At 61.0% G+C, this 19172-nt stretch carries 23 protein-coding genes; 12 read left to right on the top strand and 11 right to left on the bottom strand.

Annotation, left to right across the window (positions count from 1 at the left end; all coding sequences use genetic code 11):
• Window positions 1-5: 5 nt before the first annotated feature.
• Window positions 6-770, bottom strand: a complete 765-nt coding sequence (locus HS101_12875) for an ABC transporter ATP-binding protein (protein MBE7507155.1) — start codon at window positions 768-770, stop codon at window positions 6-8.
• A gap of 19 nt (window positions 771-789) precedes the next feature.
• Complete coding sequence (locus tag HS101_12880; GenBank protein MBE7507156.1) at window positions 790-1635, bottom strand: hypothetical protein; 846 nt, start codon at window positions 1633-1635, stop codon at window positions 790-792.
• A gap of 221 nt (window positions 1636-1856) precedes the next feature.
• On the opposite strand from HS101_12880, the gene HS101_12885 reads away from it, so the two are divergent.
• Window positions 1857-2621: a hypothetical protein gene (locus HS101_12885; protein MBE7507157.1), complete on the top strand. Its 765-nt coding sequence runs from the start codon at window positions 1857-1859 to the stop codon at window positions 2619-2621.
• Between the two features lie 13 nt (window positions 2622-2634).
• On the opposite strand, the gene HS101_12890 is transcribed toward HS101_12885, so the two are convergent.
• Both HS101_12890 and HS101_12895 read right to left on the bottom strand, forming a co-directional pair.
• Window positions 2635-3150 carry a hypothetical protein gene (locus tag HS101_12890; protein MBE7507158.1) on the bottom strand — a complete coding sequence of 172 codons (516 nt, stop codon included), beginning with the start codon at window positions 3148-3150 and terminating at the stop codon, window positions 2635-2637.
• A gap of 180 nt (window positions 3151-3330) precedes the next feature.
• Window positions 3331-4578 carry an RHS repeat-associated core domain-containing protein gene (locus HS101_12895; GenBank protein ID MBE7507159.1) on the bottom strand — a complete coding sequence of 416 codons (1248 nt, stop codon included), beginning with the start codon at window positions 4576-4578 and terminating at the stop codon, window positions 3331-3333.
• Between the two features lie 459 nt (window positions 4579-5037).
• Here HS101_12895 and HS101_12900 point away from each other — a divergent pair, with 459 nt between their 5' ends.
• Window positions 5038-5328: a hypothetical protein gene (locus tag HS101_12900; protein MBE7507160.1), complete on the top strand. Its 291-nt coding sequence runs from the start codon at window positions 5038-5040 to the stop codon at window positions 5326-5328.
• Entirely contained in the window at window positions 5325-5831 is a 507-nt protein-coding gene (locus tag HS101_12905; GenBank protein MBE7507161.1) for a transposase, read from the top strand. The genes HS101_12900 and HS101_12905 overlap by 4 nt, the downstream gene beginning before the upstream one ends.
• A gap of 175 nt (window positions 5832-6006) precedes the next feature.
• On the opposite strand, the gene HS101_12910 is transcribed toward HS101_12905, so the two are convergent.
• The 4 genes from HS101_12910 to HS101_12925 all read right to left on the bottom strand — a co-directional run bounded on the left by HS101_12910 (window position 6007) and on the right by HS101_12925 (window position 11571).
• A complete protein-coding gene (locus HS101_12910; GenBank protein ID MBE7507162.1) occupies window positions 6007-6411 on the bottom strand; it encodes a DUF983 domain-containing protein in 405 nt (134 codons plus the stop codon).
• A 95-nt stretch (window positions 6412-6506) separates the two neighbouring features.
• The gene (locus HS101_12915; protein ID MBE7507163.1) at window positions 6507-9752 is read right to left on the bottom strand and encodes a thrombospondin type 3 repeat-containing protein; all 3246 of its coding nucleotides are present in this window, start codon (window positions 9750-9752) and stop codon (window positions 6507-6509) included.
• Window positions 9749-10720, bottom strand: coding sequence for a hypothetical protein (locus HS101_12920; protein ID MBE7507164.1), 972 nt, complete (start codon window positions 10718-10720; stop codon window positions 9749-9751). The genes HS101_12915 and HS101_12920 overlap by 4 nt, the downstream gene beginning before the upstream one ends.
• 335 nt (window positions 10721-11055) lie before the next feature.
• Complete coding sequence (locus HS101_12925; GenBank protein MBE7507165.1) at window positions 11056-11571, bottom strand: hypothetical protein; 516 nt, start codon at window positions 11569-11571, stop codon at window positions 11056-11058.
• Between the two features lie 226 nt (window positions 11572-11797).
• Between HS101_12925 and HS101_12930 the strand changes: the two genes are divergently transcribed.
• The 8 genes from HS101_12930 to HS101_12965 all read left to right on the top strand — a co-directional run bounded on the left by HS101_12930 (window position 11798) and on the right by HS101_12965 (window position 16657).
• Window positions 11798-13123, top strand: a complete 1326-nt coding sequence (locus HS101_12930) for a class I SAM-dependent rRNA methyltransferase (GenBank protein ID MBE7507166.1) — start codon at window positions 11798-11800, stop codon at window positions 13121-13123.
• A gap of 26 nt (window positions 13124-13149) precedes the next feature.
• Entirely contained in the window at window positions 13150-13383 is a 234-nt protein-coding gene (locus HS101_12935) for a DUF4160 domain-containing protein (protein ID MBE7507167.1), read from the top strand.
• Window positions 13367-13621 carry a DUF2442 domain-containing protein gene (locus HS101_12940; protein MBE7507168.1) on the top strand — a complete coding sequence of 85 codons (255 nt, stop codon included), beginning with the start codon at window positions 13367-13369 and terminating at the stop codon, window positions 13619-13621. The genes HS101_12935 and HS101_12940 overlap by 17 nt, the downstream gene beginning before the upstream one ends.
• 25 nt (window positions 13622-13646) lie before the next feature.
• On the top strand, window positions 13647-13793 hold the full coding sequence (locus HS101_12945) for a hypothetical protein (protein MBE7507169.1): 147 nt from the start codon (window positions 13647-13649) through the stop codon (window positions 13791-13793).
• A 62-nt stretch (window positions 13794-13855) separates the two neighbouring features.
• On the top strand, window positions 13856-14035 hold the full coding sequence (locus HS101_12950; GenBank protein ID MBE7507170.1) for a hypothetical protein: 180 nt from the start codon (window positions 13856-13858) through the stop codon (window positions 14033-14035).
• A 24-nt stretch (window positions 14036-14059) separates the two neighbouring features.
• Window positions 14060-14257, top strand: a complete 198-nt coding sequence (locus HS101_12955; GenBank protein ID MBE7507171.1) for a DUF2283 domain-containing protein — start codon at window positions 14060-14062, stop codon at window positions 14255-14257.
• A 310-nt stretch (window positions 14258-14567) separates the two neighbouring features.
• Window positions 14568-15128, top strand: coding sequence for a hypothetical protein (locus HS101_12960; protein ID MBE7507172.1), 561 nt, complete (start codon window positions 14568-14570; stop codon window positions 15126-15128).
• Between the two features lie 578 nt (window positions 15129-15706).
• Entirely contained in the window at window positions 15707-16657 is a 951-nt protein-coding gene (locus HS101_12965) for a DMT family transporter (protein MBE7507173.1), read from the top strand.
• A 133-nt stretch (window positions 16658-16790) separates the two neighbouring features.
• Here the strand turns inward: HS101_12965 and HS101_12970 are convergent, their stop codons facing one another.
• Complete coding sequence (locus tag HS101_12970) at window positions 16791-17159, bottom strand: hypothetical protein (GenBank protein MBE7507174.1); 369 nt, start codon at window positions 17157-17159, stop codon at window positions 16791-16793.
• A 136-nt stretch (window positions 17160-17295) separates the two neighbouring features.
• Between HS101_12970 and HS101_12975 the strand changes: the two genes are divergently transcribed.
• Window positions 17296-17670 (top strand): sulfurtransferase, encoded by a 375-nt coding sequence (locus HS101_12975; GenBank protein MBE7507175.1) that lies wholly within the window; start codon window positions 17296-17298, stop codon window positions 17668-17670.
• A 22-nt stretch (window positions 17671-17692) separates the two neighbouring features.
• Here the strand turns inward: HS101_12975 and HS101_12980 are convergent, their stop codons facing one another.
• Window positions 17693-18145: a GAF domain-containing protein gene (locus HS101_12980; protein ID MBE7507176.1), complete on the bottom strand. Its 453-nt coding sequence runs from the start codon at window positions 18143-18145 to the stop codon at window positions 17693-17695.
• 32 nt (window positions 18146-18177) lie between these two features.
• Entirely contained in the window at window positions 18178-19164 is a 987-nt protein-coding gene (locus tag HS101_12985; protein MBE7507177.1) for a diguanylate cyclase, read from the bottom strand.
• Window positions 19165-19172: the final 8 nt, after the last annotated feature.

The following is a 19172-nucleotide window of genomic DNA, read 5'->3' on the forward strand; positions in this document are numbered from 1 at the left end:
TAACCTCAGGCCGCGTTGACCGAGTTGCGCGCTGCCTCGGCGTCTGCGTCGGGCTGCGTCAGTTCCAGGAAGATGTCCTCGAGCCGGTGCTCACGCTTCGCGCGGGCCTTCAACTCCTCAAGCGTGCCGCAGGCGACGATGCGCCCGTGATTGATGATGGCGATTCGATCGGCAATGGCCTCGGCAACGTCCAGCGTATGCGTGGACATGAACACCGTCAGCCCGGCGTCGGCGCGCTCGCGAAACAACTCCTTCACCGTCCGAACCGTTCGCGGGTCGAGGCCCACCATCGGCTCGTCGACGATCAGCACCTTCGGCTCGTGCAATAACGCCGCGGCGAGGACAACCCGCTGCTTCATGCCGTGCGAGTAGCTCTCCGCCAGTTGATCCGCGAAGCCGGTCACCTGAAGTCGGGCCATATAGCGACTGCTGCGAAGCTCGATCGTCGCAGGGTCGAGCCCGTACATCCGCCCCACAAAGTGCAGAAACTCCCGCGCCGACAGTTTCTCGTACAGGTACGGCTGATCCGGCACATAGGCGAGCTTGGCCTTCGCCTCCTGCGCGTCCATCGACATCGGAAGTCCGCACACCTCGACCGTGCCCGAGTCGGGCAGCAGCAGACCGGTCAGCATCTTGATCGTCGTCGTCTTGCCCGCGCCGTTGGGCCCGAGAAAGGCGAAGACCTCCCCGGGGTTGACCGTCAGGCTCACGCCGTCGACCGCCCGCAGCCGGCCGTAACACTTGGTCACATTGTCGAGTCTGATCGCCATGCGATGCATCGGCTCCGTTTCAGCGATGATCCTTCACACTCTGTTCGTCCTTTGACGGCGGCTCCTGTGAGCGGCCGGTAGCCGTGGCGGCTCGATACAACTCCTGATCAAACACCTCGTCGGTCAGCACCCACTTCCCGAGCAGGGGGATCAGCACTTCCTGCCGAACCACCCGGCCCGAGTCGTCCGCCCACGCGATGGTGCCTTCCGTCTCTATACGGAAACACTCAACCGGCTCGCCGCGCGACTCGATCGTCTCCCTGCCGGTGACGGTCACGAGCTGGTTCTTGAACTCAATATCGCCGCCCTTGAGGACCGCCAGCGGGTCCAGCAGTCGAAGCCGCCAGCGCTGCCCCACATGGAGCCCCTCCAGATGCGTGAACGGCCGAAGCATCTCCCCCAGCCCTTCGCTGACGCGCCAGTCGAGCGGGATCACCGTCGTCGTGCCGCCGATCGTCGCGGTACATACATAGTCGTGACCGATTCGCTCGCCGATCACCGAGATCGGCACCGCCGCGCCATGCAGATAGAAGGCAAAGCGAAAGAGCCTCCCATCCGGTTCGTAGGTCAGGTCGGTGTCGATTAAGAGTCGCCCCCGCGTCGGCAGGTATGAGGCCAGCGCCGACAGGTCCAGATCGGTCGAGCTATGCACCGTGGTCAGTTGCGGGCCCGGCGTGGTGGTGACGAACGTCGTGCCGATTCGCTTTCCCGCGCTGTTTGCGATGCCGCACTGATACTTGCCGTCGCGCGTGAGTTGATTCGGCGCGTCCTTCGCCGTCCAGTACGGCAGAACGTCACGCCGCACCAGCGCCGTCATGGCCGCCAGCCAAACAAGGGTAATAACAACGCCGAGACTTCGATTCATGGGCGGGTTACCGGTTTACGGCCAGGCTGCCGCTGCCTACAGGAAATCGAGCAGCCCATCGGGTCCGCCCAGGGAGTGTACCGTGATTGATTCTATGTAGTCGCGGAATCGTCGGTCAATCGGCCCGATATTTTCGCCGTCCCCATCCAGCCCGCCCGCCAAAGCCGCCATGCCTTATTTGGACCTTGACATGCCCCCAAGCCCCGCGTTCTGCTTGCGACGTGATTGATGAACCCGCACAGATCGAGCAGCCGGGCCCCTCGCGACGATTTTCAGCGAAACGCCGCGCGCTCATCGCCGCAGGCCTCGTCGTCGGCCTGCCCCTGCTCGTCACCTTCTTCCTTGCGGTGAGGACGCCAGGGTGGTATCGCCCGCCGGTCATCGCCCCCGAGGAGCGCCAGCTCGTGCGAAACAACCTCGTCGCCGCCGAGCAGGCCTTCACCGAAAGCGTCCGCGGCCCGGGCGACCCTTTTACGTATCATCTTCATGCAGGCGATGTGAACCGCTGGATCTCCATGCGCCGGGAGATATATCCTCTCATCGACCAGCTACTCCCGCCGATGCTCGACGACCCCTTCGTCGCCTTTGAAGACGGCCGCATCACCATCGCCGGCCGCTACCGGCTGGCGGGCATGCGCGTCGTCGTCTCGCTGGAAATCCTGGCGCGCTACGCGTCCGGCGACATCATCCTCACCGCCGGGAAGATTCGCTGCGGCTCGCTGCCCCTGCCCACGCGCTTCGTGGAGGAGACGATCTCGCGCCCCATCCGCCGCGGCCCCGACAAAGTCTGGCCGGGCAGCCCCGCCATGTCCGGCGACCTCTTGACCGGTTTTCACTTGGATGGAAGCGCCTGGTGGAAAAACGGTGGCATCGACTACCGCGTAACGGGTTTAAGAGTTGAAAAGGGCATCCTAAGCCTCGACATAAAACCGCTGGGCCGTCATGTCCCCCGAAAAGGCCCCGCCCCAAACCATCCCTCGTTGTGATGAGTCGGAAAGGTTACTTGAATGTGCGCATTAGCGTAATGCCTTCGGTTTCAAACGCTCTTTGGATCTCGTCTTCGTAACCCGAGCGCACATAAACGACCAACGGAACACCCGGCTGCTCAATCAAACGAAACGTCACTCCGCTACCTGGATATTCCTGCCAGCGACTGGTCGATACCTGCACATCGCCTGCAACAGTAAACGATGAGACTCCTGCTTTCAGAACGACGATGGCAGCGGATTGCCCGACGATCCAGCAAAGCAGGGTAGCCACAGTCAAAGGATGGACATGACCGGACGGCCGCGCGCTGCGTTGACCTCCGAATCGCCGGCTGGCCAGGATTGTCAATACGAGCACAATCGCAGCAACAATGAGTGCAAAGAAACACAAGCAATACGCAATCGTGCGACGCTCCGGAGACACAATCACGACAACAGGTGTGCCTACGAATGCTCCGAGGTTTACGGCGGTCCCTACGCTCAGGAGACCGGAGACGATCACCAGAATGGTCGCACGGCGCACGTTCATTGTTTATTTTGAGCTAACAAGCTTCCTAATCGCAAGATTTGAAGCAATGGGAGGCTCCTCCAACGCTGAGCACTTACATAGAGTCGAAGTGTTCCCCGGTCTTTGCGCCGGTACATCGGGTTTATAGCGTTTGCTGTTAAGATAATGACACTCATCAATTACCTATCACGCCTAGCAGTCCTAATGAATATTGTCCCGAAATGGCCCAGTCGGCCGATCACTTCCCAAGTCTTGAAAGCCAGCGCTAATACAATTGTCAAATATCGCATGATACCAATTGCGATTTGCGGCTCTTTTAAGAGTGTCCAGATCATCAATATCATTCGTGGTGCGATCTGCAGGTCGGTGCGGTCTGCCGATGCACAGAATCGTCGAGACGCCGTCTACACCCCAGATCCAAGAACCGATTGCGCGTAAGACTTCCTCGAAAGTCCCTTCGCTTCCGTCGTTTGGCGCAAAGCTGATTTGATAGTACCCGATACGGTCACTACCGACCGTAACTGTTGGGTGCCAAAGGTGCCAGTCAATCCATCGGTCCAACCCAGTCGGATCCATCCATTTAACGGGCTCATTACCCACGTACGCATAAACATTCCACCCACCCGCAATCCCGATCGGATCGCGCTGCACAAACCGCCCGCACGCCGGGTCGTAGTACCGCTCGCCGACGTGCAGCCAGCCAAGCTCCTCCAGCGGGTCGCAGGAAAACGTCTCGCCCACCGGCCCGCACTGCTCCGTCCCCGCAGCCTGATACCCCCACGCCCCGGCATACCCATACCGCCCGCCGCCGACCCCGTTCGCATAAACCCGCTCCCCAAACGCCGTATAAACCGCCCGCCCCGCACTCAGCGGCGACCCGGCACTGGCCCCGCTCGTCGCCTCCGTCGTGCCGATCAGGTTGCCATGCAGATAAGTCTGCCGCGAACCCGCCGCCGCCGTGTAATCATAATCGATCACGCCCGGCTCACGAGCAGTTTTTTCGGTGACTACCGCAGCGTTCGACTGGTCAAGGGCGACAGTGTAGTCGCCGTGAATGCTCTGCCCGGCGTAGTCGGACCACTTACCTTGATCAAGTGACGCCCCCGTCACATGGTACGGCCGCACCATGTACCGCTGCCGCCCGCCGTCGTAGCGATACTCCATCGCCGCCTGAAACTCCAGATGCGTCGTCTCCGGGTGAGTGCCCTCACCGACTGTGTTGGGCACTTCCTCAATTTGCCATCGGCGCGACAGGGCCAGCCAGACTTTCCCCTGCGTGCTGTAAATCAACTGCGTGCCCCGGTACCACTGGTTGTCGTCGTTCTCCGGATCGACATCCCCGGCGATCTCACGCACGACATACTTCACGCGACCCGACTTGTCGTAAGTGTAGACCCGCTTCTCAAGTGTCTCGTTGGTGCCGGCGAGGTAAGTCCTGCTCTCCACCATTCGGTTGCCCTGGCTGCCGTACGTCCCAGGATCAGACACGTCGTAAATGTACGCCGTGTTTACCCCGGACAGTACGTCCTCTTTCAGCAGCCGGTTACCCGCCGCGTCGTACAAGTAACGATACTGATAATCAGTCGGGCTGGGTGCCTGGCCGTAGCGAACTTCTTCGATCAGCCTGTTGCGCTGGTCATACGTGAAATCGATGGTCGTCACAACGCCGTCTGCGTCGATTTCGTTGATCCGGTCGACGAGCCCGTCGTTTGTCCAGACGTACTCAAGCTCGAGGATCGTCTCCGGCGTCACAAAGAAGAAAAAGGGGACATTCTAGAATGCCATTAAGTTAGCACTCGATTCGCCGTAAGTTCTTTTACCGGGCGCACTTAGGCGCGCTGGCGCGAAGCGAGGCCTCCCGGGAAGATGTTGTTTATTCACGACAACGTCTTCACCAGGAGGCCACGGATGGCCAGTATCGCGCGTGTGCTGGGACGGATCAAGACGAATCTGGCGAGCTATCTCGAACCGGTCCATATCGAAAGTCTTTGTCAGGAGTTCGGCCATGTGTGGCGGTGCCGCATCCTCGATCCGGTGACGACCCTGCATCTCTTTATTCTGCAGATTCTTCACGGGAACACGGCGTGCAGTCATCTGGCGCATCTGGCAAGGTTGTTGGAGTTGAGGCCATCCTCTCGCCGTCCGTTCACCGCGTCGGCTTACTGCCAGGCCCGGAGTCGATCACGCTTCGCGAATTGAAATACAAGGTCGGCCCGCGCGGCTTTCGGGTTCGCGCGGTCACGCTGGTCACCACCCTGCTGGATGCCGAAACCTATCCGGCATCGGAACTGGCGGAACTCTATCGGCGGCGCTGGGAGGTCGAGACCAACCTGCGGCACCTGAAGACAACGCTGGGCATGGACATTCTGCACTGCAAGACCGTGGACGGCATCCTGAAGGAGATGTGGATGTTCGCGCTGGTGTACAACCTTGTGCGCCTGGTCATGCTCGAAACGGCCCGCCAACGCGAGGTCGAGCCGGCTCGCGTGAGTTTCATCGACGCCGCCCGCTGGCTGGCCCTCGCCGCAGGCAACGCGGACACCGCCTGTGTCGTCCACCTGGCATCGCTGATCATCAACCCCGCCCGCGCCCATCGCGTCGAACCCCGCGTCATCAAACGACGCCTCAAAGAATTCCTGCTCATGAAAAAACCACGCGACCAACTGAGACAAGACCTGCGACGCGGGAATCTTGTGGCTTAACTACATGGCATTCAGGATATTCTATTTTATCTGGCATGATTCCCTCGCGCCTTTAGCCTTCCCGCATGCCGTGCGCTGCACGGGCCGCTCTCGGCGGACTCTGTATTCACGCCATTCATCTCGGCGATGGTCTCCATCGACGTTGTTGGCGCTGACGAAGACTGCGCCGCGTTTTTCACTTCTGATCGCTCGGCAAATCCGTCTCGGCGGGGCGGTGGGAGGATTGGTTCTTGCGCTCGGAGAGGTAGTCCACGGCGAGGGCCAGGCCTTTGCGGTAGGGGAGGGTCAGCACGATGAAGAGCACGGCCGCGACGAGGACGACTGCGCGGCCGAGCCAGATGTTCGCCGGCTCAAGGAGCAGCATGGCGATGATGATGAACCCGGTGAAGCCGGCGGTGGAGTAATACATGAACCAGTAGGAGTTGCCTTCGAGCGGTTCGTATTTGAGGGCGCACTGGTCGCACGCCTCGGCGAGCTGATACCAGCCGTGAAAGAGCCGGCCCACGCCGCATCGCGGGCATCGGCGGCGAAGGCCACGGGCGAGGACTTGGAGGATCGGAGTTGTGTCGGGCGACGGCATGGGGGGATCATACGCGAGCGGGCGGAGTGGTGCCGCCGGGAGCGCAGAATCAGAGGTGCCGGGAGGCGCTGGGCGACTGAGCCCGTCGAGCCTTGTCAGTCGCGGGCGCCCGATCTTCGTTTCATAATGAAGGCGGCGATGTCGCGGCCGTCTACGGTGCCGTCGGCGTTGACGTCGGCGGCGCACATGGCGTCAGGATCGGCGGAAAGCGGATCGAGCAATACGAGGACGAACGGCTCGAGGTCTTCCGGGCCCAGGTGCGAATCGCCGTCGACATCTCCGGCGCGTCTGGCTGGGCATATGTCGCACGCGTCGCCGATCGCGTCGTTGTCTGCATCCGACTGCGATGCATTGCTGATGGCCGGGCAGTTGTCCTCGACATTCGGAATGCCGTCGGCGTCGAGGTCGTGGTAGTTCATGGCCCATAGTTCGCGGCCGGTGACATCGTCGTTGGCGCGGCAGTAGAGAAGATCGCCGCTGATAGTCAGCTCCGCGGGATCGGACGATGCAGGGCCGGGGGCGATGTCGGGAAGTTGCGCGGTGCCGGGTTCGGTGCCGTCGGTGTACCAGAGCTCCATGCCGGCGGCGTCGGTGAAGGCGGTGAAGATGACCATTTTTCCGTAGGGGAGCTTGACGAAGTTGTCCGGCAGGCTGCTGCTGTTGGGGCCGGGCCGGATGTCCTTGATCATGAACGTGCCGGGAATGGTGCCGTCGCTTCGCCAGGGCTCGTCGCCGTGGACGCCGTCGTTGGCGGTGAAGAAGAGGAGATTGCCGACAGCAGTGAGACTCTTCGGGTAGGAGCCGACGCTGCCGGGGCGGATGTCCTTGACCCTGCGCGTGCCGACGTCGGTGCCGTCGCTCCACCAAAGTTCGACGCCGGCGCCGTCGCCTGCGTCGGCGGTGAAGTAGAGATGCGAACCGACCGGCGTGAGCCAGTCGATGTCCGATCCGTCAGGGCCGGGGCGGATGTCTTTGACAATCAGCGTACTTTCGGGCGTGCCGTCGGATTTCCAGAGTTCGAGGCCGGCCAGGTCGCTTCCGGCGATAAAGAACAATTGATCGTCTACATTTAATAGGCTCGTTGGGCGATGGTCGGGATTGGGCCAGATATCCGCAAGAACTTCCGTGCCGAGTTCGGTGCCGTCGGATCGCCAAAGCGCATCGTGCGAAGGTTGAGATGTCGGAACCGGCTGGGCGGTGAAGTAGGCCGTGTCACCCACGCGCCTCAGTTCGCGGATCGGCGACGCGGCGTCACCGCTGCTGATCTCCTTGAGCTTGAACGTACCGGGAAGGGTGCCGTCCGTGCGCCAGAGGTCATCGTCGCGGTTCTGACCGGATAGCGGAAAGATCGCAGCGCCACTGATGACCGGCAAAGGGGACTCGATCGCGTAAAGGGTCTTGTTCGCAGCGGCGAGTGATGTAGCAATATAAGTTCCAGCGGGGAAGCCGGTCGATGTCCAGACGTCTAGCGTCGTGGTGTTGCCGCGTGCGCCGAAGAAAACCAGATTGTCTGTCAGAGAAGTGAGGCCGACCTGGAATGGGGGATTGAAGGACTGGTCACCAAGCCCAGTGGAAACGGGAATGGTGCCCGAAGTAGTGCCATCGCTTCGCCACAATTCGGTACCGACGACGCCGTCATCGCATAGGAAGAGGAGCGAACTGTCGTAAGGCATCAGGTGGCGGGGGTCGGAATGGGAGAGTTCGTCGCGGACGTTTTTAACGAGTGTCGTTCCGACGGGGGTTCCATCCGACTTCCAAAGTTCGAGGCCGGAAGCGCCCATTTCAGCGACAAAGAAGAGCTGATTGAGCATCGGTGGAAGAATTCTCGGATTGGAGGACCCGGCGATCAGGTCGGCGATAAGAGTTGTTCCTTCCTCCGTCCCGTCGGATATCCAGAGTTCGCGGCCCTCACTGGTCGTCTCGGCCGTGAAGAAAAGTCCGCCGCCGAAACTTGTTAGGTGATTGGGCCCGCGTCTGTTGACGTTGCGATCGGTTCGGATGTCCTTGACGACGACCGTGCCAAGTTCGGTTCCGTCTGTTTTCCAGAGTTCCTCGCCGACCGTCGAATTGGATGCGACGAAGAAAAGTTGTCCGTCGTACCAGGTGAATTCATGAGGGAAAGAGTTGGAAGTTCCAGGGTAAATATCTTTGACCATCTGCGTGCCGGCGGCCGTTCCGTCAGTTCGGCAAAGTTCCCAACCATTATTGATTTCCCCCTGTCTCCGAACCCATCCGACGAAGTAGAGTGCATCACTCGTCGGAAACAGCGAGTATGGAGAGATGATGTATGCGGATAGCGCATAGGGGAGAACAACCATCGTGCCCGGCTCGGTGCCGTCGGTCTTCCAAAGGAGTCGTTGATAGCTCGTTGTACTCGACGTTGCAACAAAGTACACATCCCCACCCCACGATGTGAATTCGTATGGAAATGAGGGATAATCGGACGCGGGGTAAATGTCCTTGAGCATGTTTGTGCCCGCGTTGGTGCCGTCACTGATCCAAGGTTCAAGGCCGTGCATGCCGTCATCTGCGGCGAAGTAGAGAAGGTCGTCGTGGACCAAGAATGCGACGGCTGTGCAATCGCGCGGGCCGGGCCAGATATCTTTCACCAGCGATGTTCCAAGGTCCGTCCCATCGGTACGCCAGAGCTCCAGACCGATTGAGCCGTCGTCGGCCAGAAAGTAGAGCACGGTGTCATCGAGCGCGGCGAAAGTGGGATGGCTGGAGAGTGGGCCTGCGCGGACATCGCGCAGCAAGGTAGTGCCCGCGGGCGTTCCATCGCTGATCCAGGGCTCGCGCCCGTGAAATCCGTCGTCGGCGAAAAAGACCATGAGGCCCGCGAGAACGGTGACGGATGCTCCTTCAGAGCTTTCCGGTCCCGTCCTGATGTCGGCGACAAGGTGTGTGTTAACGGCAGTCCCATCAGTGGCCCACAGTTCGTCGCCATGCGTGCCGTCGTTGGCGAAGAAGTAAACCTGTGAACCCAGGCCCACGAACGAGTGCGGCCATGAGCCGGTCCGACCGGGATGGATGTCCATGACAAGGGCCGTGCCACCAGGAGTGCCGTCGCTTCGCCAAAGCTCGACCCCGTCAGTGCCATCACACGCGAACAGCATCAGCGTGGGCGACATCTCAATAAACTCGCCGACGTAGTCGGTGTCCAGCCCGCCGGGGTTGGGTGACATGCGAATGTCCGTGACAATTGACGGAGACGATCCTGACGCATAGGCGGCGAAGATCAATGGAACGAACGAGGCGAGCAGACGGCGACGGCAGTGGTCAATCGTTAATCTCAATCGGCCCCAGCGTGTTTCATGCTTGTTAGGCTGTAGAGCGCTCATTTCTCGATCCTCCGCATCGTTGTTGAGGACCCGATCGACGGCCCTTCGGATCGATCGGTGGCGATGGGATGCGAGACTCCGAAGTAGTAGCCAAGGGGAAGGGGCATGGTGTCGAACCGGCCCCAGGTGCCGCGCGCGTCGTATTCCCAATACCCAAAGACATGCTCGTAATACGTGTCGTCGCCGAAGTCCGTGTAGTCGGCATGGCCATCGGCGTAGTTGGTCAGGAAGTATCCGCGCCTGCCGTGATTCCCTTCGAGTTCTCCGCGCTGGATGTAGCCCCAGACGTCATTGGTGAAGAGCGTCTGAAACACCCTTGTCTCGGAAAAGGCGAGAGTCTGTGAGGGTGAAGGGACCCTGCTCGCGGGTGTGCCGAATAAGCCTACGGAAAAGGTGTTAAGACCTCCGCCCCCCATCCCGCCTCCGGCGTTGTTGTCAACGTACTGCAGATTATTGAGCCGAAACGCGACGCCGTTCCCCTTGAAGTACGGCGTTTCTGTTTCCAGAGGATTCGAGCCAAATTGTGGCCAGCGCTGCCAGCCGAAGTCATCCCCGAGACATTGAAATGGTTTGAAGTACGCCGTGTCGCCGGGCAGCGTCTCGGCGGCGGTGATCTTTTGCCCGTACAGCAGTTGATTGAAAGGGCGCGTACGAGGGTCGAACTCCTGACCCCATCCGACAAAAGGCATCGTTCCAGGTCCGCCGCCGTAGTCGGCATAGCCGGCGAAATAGAAATTCAGGGCACGAGGGTGAATCGGGCCGAGAACTCCGTCAGGGTCGCGGGCGGCGTAGGTGGCCATGAGTTGTGCGAGGACGCGAAGGTTGGCTTTTTCAGCGTCGATCAGAGCGGCGGATCTGGCGCTGGAGATGCCTGGGATGACGAGCCCGAGCACGAGGGAAAGGACGGAACCAGCGGCGATGGCCTCGACGACAGTCAGGCCGGGCCGCGTGAAGCGAGCGCGTGACATGGGAGTGGCCTCCTTCGGGCGGACGCGCAGGCACGGGCGAACCACGCCAAGCGCTCACGCGTTCAATCTGCTGCAACCGGTGTGCCGCGGAAGGGGCTTATCCTCGAATGAAAAGAAACAGAACAAAAAATGCGGTTTGATGAATCATCGTGGCCCTCTCCGCAGGTAGCCGGGAGGCGGACAAACATCCTCCTCACCGCCTAATCATACGCGGGTGGCTAAGTGTCTATCCAATCGCGGGCAGGAAATTCCCGAAGCCATGGAAAATCACGCTGGGGATATCTCCCTCAGTGGAGATGCGATCTATCGCTTTCAATTGGCTGCGCCGATTCGACTCAATCCGTCGCCGTGCAGGCGTGCCAGTGGCGGAACAGGACGATGGCGAACCACAGGCCGCCGATGGCGTAGGCCGCGCCGCCGTACCAGCCCTGATTGGGGTATTGGCCGTTGAGCGACTCCAGCGCCGAGCCGGTGCCGATGGCGTAGAAGACGAAGAAGACCAATAGGAACGTACCGAAGAAGTAGCGATCGGTATCGCGCAGGGACTTGTTCCCCTCGAGCCAGGCCTCCCACGTGGTGATGCCTTCCATGTGCGGCTCGACGTGATGCTTGAGGTAGGTGCCGGCGCGGATGATCGAGTTCTGCTCCATCACGAAGGCGAGCATCAGCACGAGGATGATGAACGGCATCGATGCGGAGGCGAAGACCGCATTGGACGCCAGGGCAGCGTAGCCGACGGCCGGGATCACCATCGTCCCGAGGACGAGGATGATGAAGATGCGCGCCTTGCTGGCTCGAATCTCATCGCGGAGCGTCAAGTACTGCTGCTTCATGAATTCTTCGATCGGCATGGGAATACCTCCAAGGGTGGGCAATTGTTTCGGCATTGGCTCACGCTCTCTCCCCCGCATCATTATGCGTCGGATGGAGGGTTTTTGTCGAGTATTTGCGATGTAAATCGGCGAAAGCGGCCGATTGGGCGTCTTCGCCGCTGCCGTGGATGCCTCCGACGCCGAACAAACACTCCGAATCGCGCCCGGTTTGCGTTTGCCCGTGGCGGCACCGACACTAGGGCCTATGGCAGATGCAAGATACAGTCGAAAGCCGGGGGATCGACCGCCGCGGCGGGAGAGGCCGGGCGGTGCCGGTCGCGGTCCTGCGCCAGGCAGCCGGCGCGATGACGATGCGGGGGCGGCGGCGCCGGCCGGCGCACAGTCGCCGTGGGTGCAACTGCGCTCGGCATCGTTTCACCCGTTCATCTTCGAGCGAATGGTGCGAACGGCGGACCCGGCGGCGCGGCCCGGCGACGTCGTGAATGTCTACGACAAGATGGGGCGGTTCTTCGGCCGAGGGATGTACAGTCCCAAGTCGCAGATCGTGCTGCGCATGCTGTCGCACGACGACCGGCCGATCGACGACGCCTTCTGGCAATCGGCGATCGCGCAGGCGGTGGCGTTTCGCCGGACGCTTAATCTCGACGCGGTGACCGACGCCTATCGGCTCGTCCACGCCGAGGGCGACGGGCTCAGCGGGCTGATCCTCGAGCGCTATGCCGATTGTCTGGTGATGGAGGTCTTCTCGCTGGGGATCTACCAGCGCGCGGGAATGCTCATGCGCGCGGCGGCCGAGGCGATGGGGCCGCCCACAAGTCTCGACCGGCCGGACAAGGCCTCGCCGACGTGGCGGACGATCATCCGCGCGGACGAGGCGATCGAGCGGATCGAGGGCTTTCGCGTTCGCGCCGACGAGCGCGAGATGTCCGGCAAGGTGACGATCCGCGAGCACGGCATTCGCTATCGCGTCGATGCGTCCGGCGGGCAGAAGACCGGCTTCTTTTGCGATCAGCGCGACAATCGCCTGCGTCTGGCGACCCTGTGCAAGGATGCGACGGTGCTCGACGGCTGCTGCTACACCGGCGGCTTCGGCCTGGCCGCCAAGGTCCTCGGCGGGGCGAAGGAAGTGACCTCGGTCGACATCGACGAAGACGCCCTGGCCATCGCCAAGGAGAACGTCAACCTCAACAACACGCGCCTCAGCCTGGTCCACTCGGACATGTTCAACTATCTGCGGCAGATGCTGGCCATCAATCGGCAGTTCGACGTGGTGATCCTCGACCCGCCGAAGCTGGCCGCCTCGCGCACGCTGGTGGACGATGCCCTGCGGAAGTACCACGACCTCAACAGCCTCGGCATGAAGATGGTCCGGCCCGGCGGCATCCTGCTGACGTGCAGTTGCAGCGGCCTCATCTCGCGCGACATGTTCATGCAGACGGTGCAGCGGGCCCGGCCGATGGGGCGGAACCTGCAACTGTTCGAGTACACCGGCGCGGCAGCGGACCACCCGGTGATGATGAGCTGCCCGGAGTCGGCTTATTTGAAGGCGGCGTGGTTTCGGGTGCTATGAGGGCCATTGAGCGTGTGAGGGTCTATATGCCTACGATCTTCCGTTGGCAGGGGTTTCGATTTCATTTCTACAGCGACGAAGGTCATGAGCCGCCCCACGTCCATGTGCGCCGCGACGACGATACGTGCAAATTCTGGCTGGATCCGGTCTCGTTAGCGTATAATGACGGTATGAAGAAGCATGAGTTGACGCAGCTTTGTTCGATCACCGAGGAACATCGTGAAGAGTTCCTGAGGAAGTGGCATGAGTACTTTGGCTAGCAATACCGGAGGCGCCCGAGCCGTTCGGGCATGGATCGACGGGCGCAAGGTGCGCATCGAACTTGAGGACGGGCGCGAGATCGCATTTCCGGCTGACAGGTTTCGGCGCCTGCGCGATGCGACGGACGAGCAACTGCGCGAGATGCGCATCGAAGCCCGGGGTCGGGCGCTTCGCTGGGAAACCCTCGACGAAGACTTGACGATCGACGGCGTCTTGGCTGCGCGATGGCATCCGTGATGCGATAGCCGTCGCATTTCGCGACATGTTCGTGCAGACGGTGCAGCGGGCTCGGCCGATAGGAAGGAACCTACAACTGTTCGAGTACACCGGCGCGGCGGCGGACCACCCGGTGATGATGAGCTGCCCGGAGTCGGCGTATTTGAAGGCGGCGTGGTTTAGGGTGCTGTAAAGCGAGTGTTCGAAATGGCTGATATCGGCTCTGCTGTATAGACCGATCACGCCAAGGGACGGATGGTTCGGCGCGGCATCGACGAATCCGAGGTTCGACGCATCTTGGCACAACCTGAAGCCGTGCTGCCCGATCGTCCCGGCCGTGTCGTCGCGCAGGATTTGTCAGGCAACCATCTCCTGCGTGTATTCGTGGACATTGATCGACAATCCCGAAGTGGTAACCGCCTACCGAACGAGTAGAATAGAGAAATACAGGAGAAGCCCATGAAGGCCACCTACGACGCCAGGACCGATACGCTGACGCTGGAGCTTCGCTCCGATCCTGTTGCGGAAAGCGACGAGGACAAGCCGGGCGTGATCCTGGACTACGATGCGCAGGGCAACCTGGTGAGCATCGAAATACTGGACGCCTCCCGCCGAGTCACCGAAGCGCGCAGCATGGATTTCAAAGTCGCGGGTTGATGCGAACAGCGACAGCGTGCTCTGAACATTTCGCATTGATGGCACGGATCACGTATCGACGCGGCTTTGCACGATCACGGAAGAACACCGTGATACATTCTTGACGAAGTGGCATCAGTAATTTGGCAAGCAATTCTGAAGGCGCGCAGGCTATTCGGGCATGGATCGACGGCGTTCTGGGCTACACCCTCCGGCGAAAGGCGGGAACGAATTCGTAGAGGACGTTGTCATCAGATCGGGATGACGTCCTGGCGGAATTGAAAGTCCGTTGTGTCGATTGCAGTCGTTACAAAATCGACTAGGAGACAACATGAATCGGTTGTGTAGTACGATCGCAGTGCTAATAGCTGTTTCTTTCTTGCCGGTCTTTGCTCTCAGCACGCACTCAGGCGTCACCGAGGTGGGCAGTCATGCGGGCGACGACTACGACTTGAACGCTATCGTCATCGCGACAGGTGGGGTCGATCGAGGTAAAACAGATTCATATGTTCGACTCATAAGAAAAGGGGGGGCCGTCCAATACAAACACAAGCTCTCTTGTCCAATAGGAGCGGTTCCCGATGAGGATGTCGGGGGGTGTGGCTATCAAAGCCGCGAGATCGACGCGGACGAAGCCACTTCAAGACCTGAGAATCCCCAAGGCGAATTCGAGGGCATCCTTTATCACAAGGTCATTTCCAAAGGCTTTCCGCTGAAGGCGGATGTTAGCTTTGAGCGCAAGAACACTACACGGAAAGAGATTGAGATTAAAATAGAAGGAACGGTCGTCTTCGATCGAGTAGGTGATACGGCCGTAGTCAGGAGCAACTGCGGCAAGTACTTCCTGGTCCTCACAATTCAACGCCATACGCGTGGACGTGACCCGTTATGAGGCATGCTGGGGACACGCCCTTTTTCCGTACCCCCTTCCGCGCTCTGCGTGAAGCGGCGGCAATCCTTCCAAGAACATCTCGCCATTCATGTCTCACGATGGATCATTCGCTCCGGTCACCCGGCATCGGCGCGGACATGGAGCAAGTGTTCATGAATAGAGTTCAATCCACCCATGCTCGGCTGGATGGCGCGCGATGCGGAAGCGAAATCACTCGGCCCCTTGTCCTCTGAAACCCTTACCCCTGAAGGGCGCGGCGCCTCCTTGTGCCAGCCGATTTCACCAAAAACCGCCGAAAACGCGACTTGCCCCAACACGTTTCCGCCACAGGAGTTTCGAGCGAAAAAAATCGCGTGTGTCACCTTATGTCACCTTCGATTTTGCTCCGCCGGCGCTGTTGGTTTCGCCCCGGCGGTGTCGATTAACGGCGTGCGGCCGGCGGGCATACAATCGCGGGCGCATTCGCCGACCCTAAGGGGCGGCGCTACAGTGTTTCGCGATGGCGGCGCAACGGAGGCGAACGCGCGAAGTACGAAGGTAAGCAATCAATCGCCCGGTAGGGCGTGATCGGTGGGTAAATGGGGCTGGTAATCTCTCTCATCCTGATGACCGTCATCGGCGGGCTCACGCCGATCGGGGCGCGGATGGCGGTGGACGAGATTCCGCCGATGTTCGCCGCCTGGCTGCGATTCGGGACCGCGGGAATTCTCCTCTACGCCACCATGCGGGCACGGGGCCAGCGGCTGCCGTTTAATCGGAGTCATCTGCCGGCGCTACTTGGCATTTCGCTGCTGTGCGTGCCGATCAATCAGCTCGGCTTTCTCGGGGGCATCAAGCTGACGAATGCATCGCACGCCGCGCTTTTTTATGCCCTGACGCCGGTGCTGGTGTTCTGGGGGTCGGTGCTGGCGCGGAAGTCGTCGTACTCCGGGATCATGCTCGTCTCGGCGGTGCTGGCCTTCGCCGGGGCCACGTGCGTGCTGTACCCATCGCTGCGCGTTTCGTTTCAATCGTCGTCTGGCTGGAGCGACATGTTCCTCGGCGACCTGCTGCTGATGCTGGCGGTCGCGTCGTGGGCGGCGTTTGTCATTTCCAGCAAGGCATTCCTGCAAAAGTACGGCGCATTGGCTTCGCTGACGGCGGTGTTCCTGCTCGGCGCTGCCGTGCATACCCCGTTCGGGCTGTGGTCGCTGCGATCCTTTGACGCGCCCGGCGTCACGTGGCGGGGAGTCAGCGGGTTCTTCTTCATCACCGTGGTCAGCAGCTATCTGGGCTATCTGTTGACTTACATCGTGATCGCCAAATACGACGCCACGCGGGCGATGATCGTGGTCAATGCACAATTCCTCATCACCGTCCTCGTGGAGCGGGTGTTCTTCGATGTGCCGCTCACGATCTACTTTGCCGGCGGATCGGTTCTGATCCTCTCGGCGATCGGATTGGACGTGATGCGTTCGTGGTCGGCGCCGCTGCCCGCCAAGGCAGGCGTTCCGATCATCGCTCCCGAATCGCCGCGAGATAGCGCGTGATCTGGTCGATGTGCGACAGGTCGTGCCCCGCGTGCCGCTCCTTTCGCAGTGGGCGAACGACAATTCGCGAATGAAACCGGCTCGTTAATCGTAAGGTACGGGTCGGCCGGCCGTCGTTTTCGATGGGAGGGGGTCAGGAGGCCGCGGCCCCGCAATACTTCTGGAAAATCGCGGGCAGCTCCTCAGTGAAGCGGGATCGCGGCAGGGTGATGTCGGCCCCGGCCTCGGTCGTCATCTGGGCCAGTTTGGCGTCCACATGCGAATAAAACGCGACAATCGTCGGTCGCGGGTCGAGGCCGGCGGCGTGGGCAATCGCGTCGACGCCTTCACTTTCCGGCAGGGCCATGTCCACGAAGACCAGCCGCGTATCACCGCCGGAAAGGGCGGCGCGGGCAGCGCTGGGCAGCGAGGCGGCGCGAGCATCCAGCCCCAGGGACTTGCCGGTACCGGTGATCTTGGTGGAAAAAATTAAATCGCGCGTAATCGCGACGGCAATCGCCATGCGGCCACTTCTCCCTTCGGCAGTAGATCGAGTCGGCGCAGCAAAGTCAAATAATGGAGGCGGCGTCCTTGACCGGGCCGCAGCTGGCTCGGAGAATCGGAATCGAACTCGCACCCATGAAAGTGGAGGGCACGCTATGACCAAACATGCACCAAGGTTTCTGAAGCTCGTCGATGACGCCCGGGAGCACGTCCATGAGGTGACGATCGACGAGGTGAAGCCGCGCATCGATCGCGGCGAGAATTTCTATCTGATCGACGTCCGCGAGGAGAGCGAGTGGGCCGAGGGACATCTGCCGAATTCGATTCATCTCGGCAAGGGCGTCATTGAGCGCGACATCGAGGCACGCGTGTCGGACGCGAACGCAGAGGTTGTGCTGTATTGCGGCGGGGGATATCGATCGGCGCTGGCCGCCGAGGCGCTGAAGAAGATGGGTTATCGCAACGTCATCTCCATGGACGGGGGGATTCGTGCGTGGCGCGAGGCGGGCTATCCGGTGGTGAAAGACTAAGTCGCGCCCGCATCGGTCGATGTCAGGTCGTGAGCCCCGCTTTTCTCAGAAGCATGTTCAGTCCAAGAACGTCGGAGTCGTCAAAGGCGCCGACGTCGTAGCTGTCGAGATCCAGCACGCCCCAGCATGCGCCTAGTGCGTCAATAAGTGGAACAACGACTTCGGACTTGTCGCGCGGGTCGCAGGCGATGTAGTTGGCTCCCAGGTCGGCGACATCCCGGACGACAAGGGGCTGCCTCGACGTGAATGACTTTCCACACGCGCCATGCAGGCCGATGGGCGAGCAGGCTGGCTTGTCGCGCCGGGGGCCGAGAATGAGCTCGTCGCCGCCGCGGTCAACATAAAAGCCGAGCCACGAGATGCCCGCCGGGTGGAGCGCGGGCCACGTCGCATCGACGAAGGCCTGCATGTCGGCATCGCGGTCGCCGGTGGGGGGGCGAATCGACTTTTCAATTTGAGCGTAGGGCCTGGACATCAACGGTAGTGTCGAGGCGGCCCGGCGGCGAATCAAGGGGTGGGGACGGCTTCGGCGATGGTGACGCGATTTCGCCCCGAGCGCTTGGACTCGTAGAGCGCCTTGTCGGCGGCGACCAGCACATCATCGGGCGTGATGTGGCTCGACGTTCGCTCGGCGACGCCCGCGCTGAGGGTGACGGGAATGGTCACTCCCTCGAAAGAGCAGACCATCGCCGCGACACTTGCGCGGATGTGCTCGGCGCAGGTGGCGCCGCCCTCACTGCCGACGTTTGGGCAGATGACAAGGAATTCCTCGCCGCCGGTTCGACAGACGATGTCCGTGGTGCGCACCGTCTCCTTCATGCACTCGGCGACGGACTTGAGAACCAGATCGCCGGCGGCGTGTCCATAGGTGTCGTTGACCTGCTTAAAGTGGTCGATGTCCATGGCGACGATGCTGAAGCTGGACTTGTATCGACTCTGGTTTTCCCATTGTTCCCTGAGTCGGCCGATTGCCTCGCGGCGATTGAGCAGGCCGGTGAGTTCATCCGTCACGGCAATCATGTTGAGCTTGTTGTTCAGGGCCTCGAGCTTCTGGTGTGAAACAGCCATCTCCGCGTTGAGGCGATGAATCTCCCGCTGCCGCTTTACGGCGCGGCGCTCAAGGTCGATGATGCGCTCGCCGGCCCTGAGCCGGGCGGTGAGCTCGGTTCGGTTGATCGGCTTCTTCAGGAAGTCGTCGACGCCCGACTCGAAGGCCTCCACGAGGTTTTCGATGTCCGACTGCGCGGTGACCATGACGACATAGGTGAAGCCGATGCCTTCCTGCTGTCGGAGCGCTTTGGCCAGGGCGAGTCCGTCCATCTCGGGCATGACCCAATCCGTAATGACGATGTCCGGGGCAATCTGGAGCGCCATGTGGAGGGCCTCCTTGCCGTTGGGGGCGCTGTGGATTTCGTACCCCGAATTGGCGAGGTACTTCTCCAGCAGCCGGACGCTGAAGCTGTCGTCATCAACGATGAGCAGTCGTTTAACCATATGGACTC

It is taken from the genome of Planctomycetia bacterium, assembly GCA_015075745.1.
Taxonomy (GTDB): Bacteria; Planctomycetota; Phycisphaerae; order UBA1845; family UTPLA1; genus UTPLA1.

What these genes read in the sequence shown, in the direction of transcription:
- HS101_12980 (MBE7507176.1), bottom strand. Translation starts at nt 18,145, where the DNA reads ATGTCCAGGCCCTACGCTCAAATTGAAAAGTCGATTCGCCCCCCCACC.
- HS101_12875 (MBE7507155.1), bottom strand. Translation starts at nt 770, where the DNA reads ATGGCGATCAGACTCGACAATGTGACCAAGTGTTACGGCCGGCTGCGG.
- HS101_12895 (MBE7507159.1), bottom strand. Translation starts at nt 4,578, where the DNA reads ATGGTGGAGAGCAGGACTTACCTCGCCGGCACCAACGAGACACTTGAG.
- HS101_12930 (MBE7507166.1), top strand. Translation starts at nt 11,798, where the DNA reads ATGGCAGATGCAAGATACAGTCGAAAGCCGGGGGATCGACCGCCGCGG.
- HS101_12955 (MBE7507171.1), top strand. Translation starts at nt 14,060, where the DNA reads ATGAAGGCCACCTACGACGCCAGGACCGATACGCTGACGCTGGAGCTT.
- HS101_12910 (MBE7507162.1), bottom strand. Translation starts at nt 6,411, where the DNA reads ATGCCGTCGCCCGACACAACTCCGATCCTCCAAGTCCTCGCCCGTGGC.
- HS101_12950 (MBE7507170.1), top strand. Translation starts at nt 13,856, where the DNA reads ATGGTTCGGCGCGGCATCGACGAATCCGAGGTTCGACGCATCTTGGCA.
- HS101_12915 (MBE7507163.1), bottom strand. Translation starts at nt 9,752, where the DNA reads ATGAGCGCTCTACAGCCTAACAAGCATGAAACACGCTGGGGCCGATTG.
- HS101_12970 (MBE7507174.1), bottom strand. Translation starts at nt 17,159, where the DNA reads ATGGCGATTGCCGTCGCGATTACGCGCGATTTAATTTTTTCCACCAAG.
- HS101_12890 (MBE7507158.1), bottom strand. Translation starts at nt 3,150, where the DNA reads ATGAACGTGCGCCGTGCGACCATTCTGGTGATCGTCTCCGGTCTCCTG.
- HS101_12975 (MBE7507175.1), top strand. Translation starts at nt 17,296, where the DNA reads ATGACCAAACATGCACCAAGGTTTCTGAAGCTCGTCGATGACGCCCGG.
- HS101_12935 (MBE7507167.1), top strand. Translation starts at nt 13,150, where the DNA reads ATGCCTACGATCTTCCGTTGGCAGGGGTTTCGATTTCATTTCTACAGC.
- HS101_12940 (MBE7507168.1), top strand. Translation starts at nt 13,367, where the DNA reads ATGAGTACTTTGGCTAGCAATACCGGAGGCGCCCGAGCCGTTCGGGCA.
- HS101_12945 (MBE7507169.1), top strand. Translation starts at nt 13,647, where the DNA reads ATGTTCGTGCAGACGGTGCAGCGGGCTCGGCCGATAGGAAGGAACCTA.
- HS101_12985 (MBE7507177.1), bottom strand. Translation starts at nt 19,164, where the DNA reads ATGGTTAAACGACTGCTCATCGTTGATGACGACAGCTTCAGCGTCCGG.
- HS101_12920 (MBE7507164.1), bottom strand. Translation starts at nt 10,720, where the DNA reads ATGTCACGCGCTCGCTTCACGCGGCCCGGCCTGACTGTCGTCGAGGCC.
- HS101_12900 (MBE7507160.1), top strand. Translation starts at nt 5,038, where the DNA reads ATGGCCAGTATCGCGCGTGTGCTGGGACGGATCAAGACGAATCTGGCG.
- HS101_12925 (MBE7507165.1), bottom strand. Translation starts at nt 11,571, where the DNA reads ATGCCGATCGAAGAATTCATGAAGCAGCAGTACTTGACGCTCCGCGAT.
- HS101_12880 (MBE7507156.1), bottom strand. Translation starts at nt 1,635, where the DNA reads ATGAATCGAAGTCTCGGCGTTGTTATTACCCTTGTTTGGCTGGCGGCC.
- HS101_12960 (MBE7507172.1), top strand. Translation starts at nt 14,568, where the DNA reads ATGAATCGGTTGTGTAGTACGATCGCAGTGCTAATAGCTGTTTCTTTC.
- HS101_12965 (MBE7507173.1), top strand. Translation starts at nt 15,707, where the DNA reads ATGGGGCTGGTAATCTCTCTCATCCTGATGACCGTCATCGGCGGGCTC.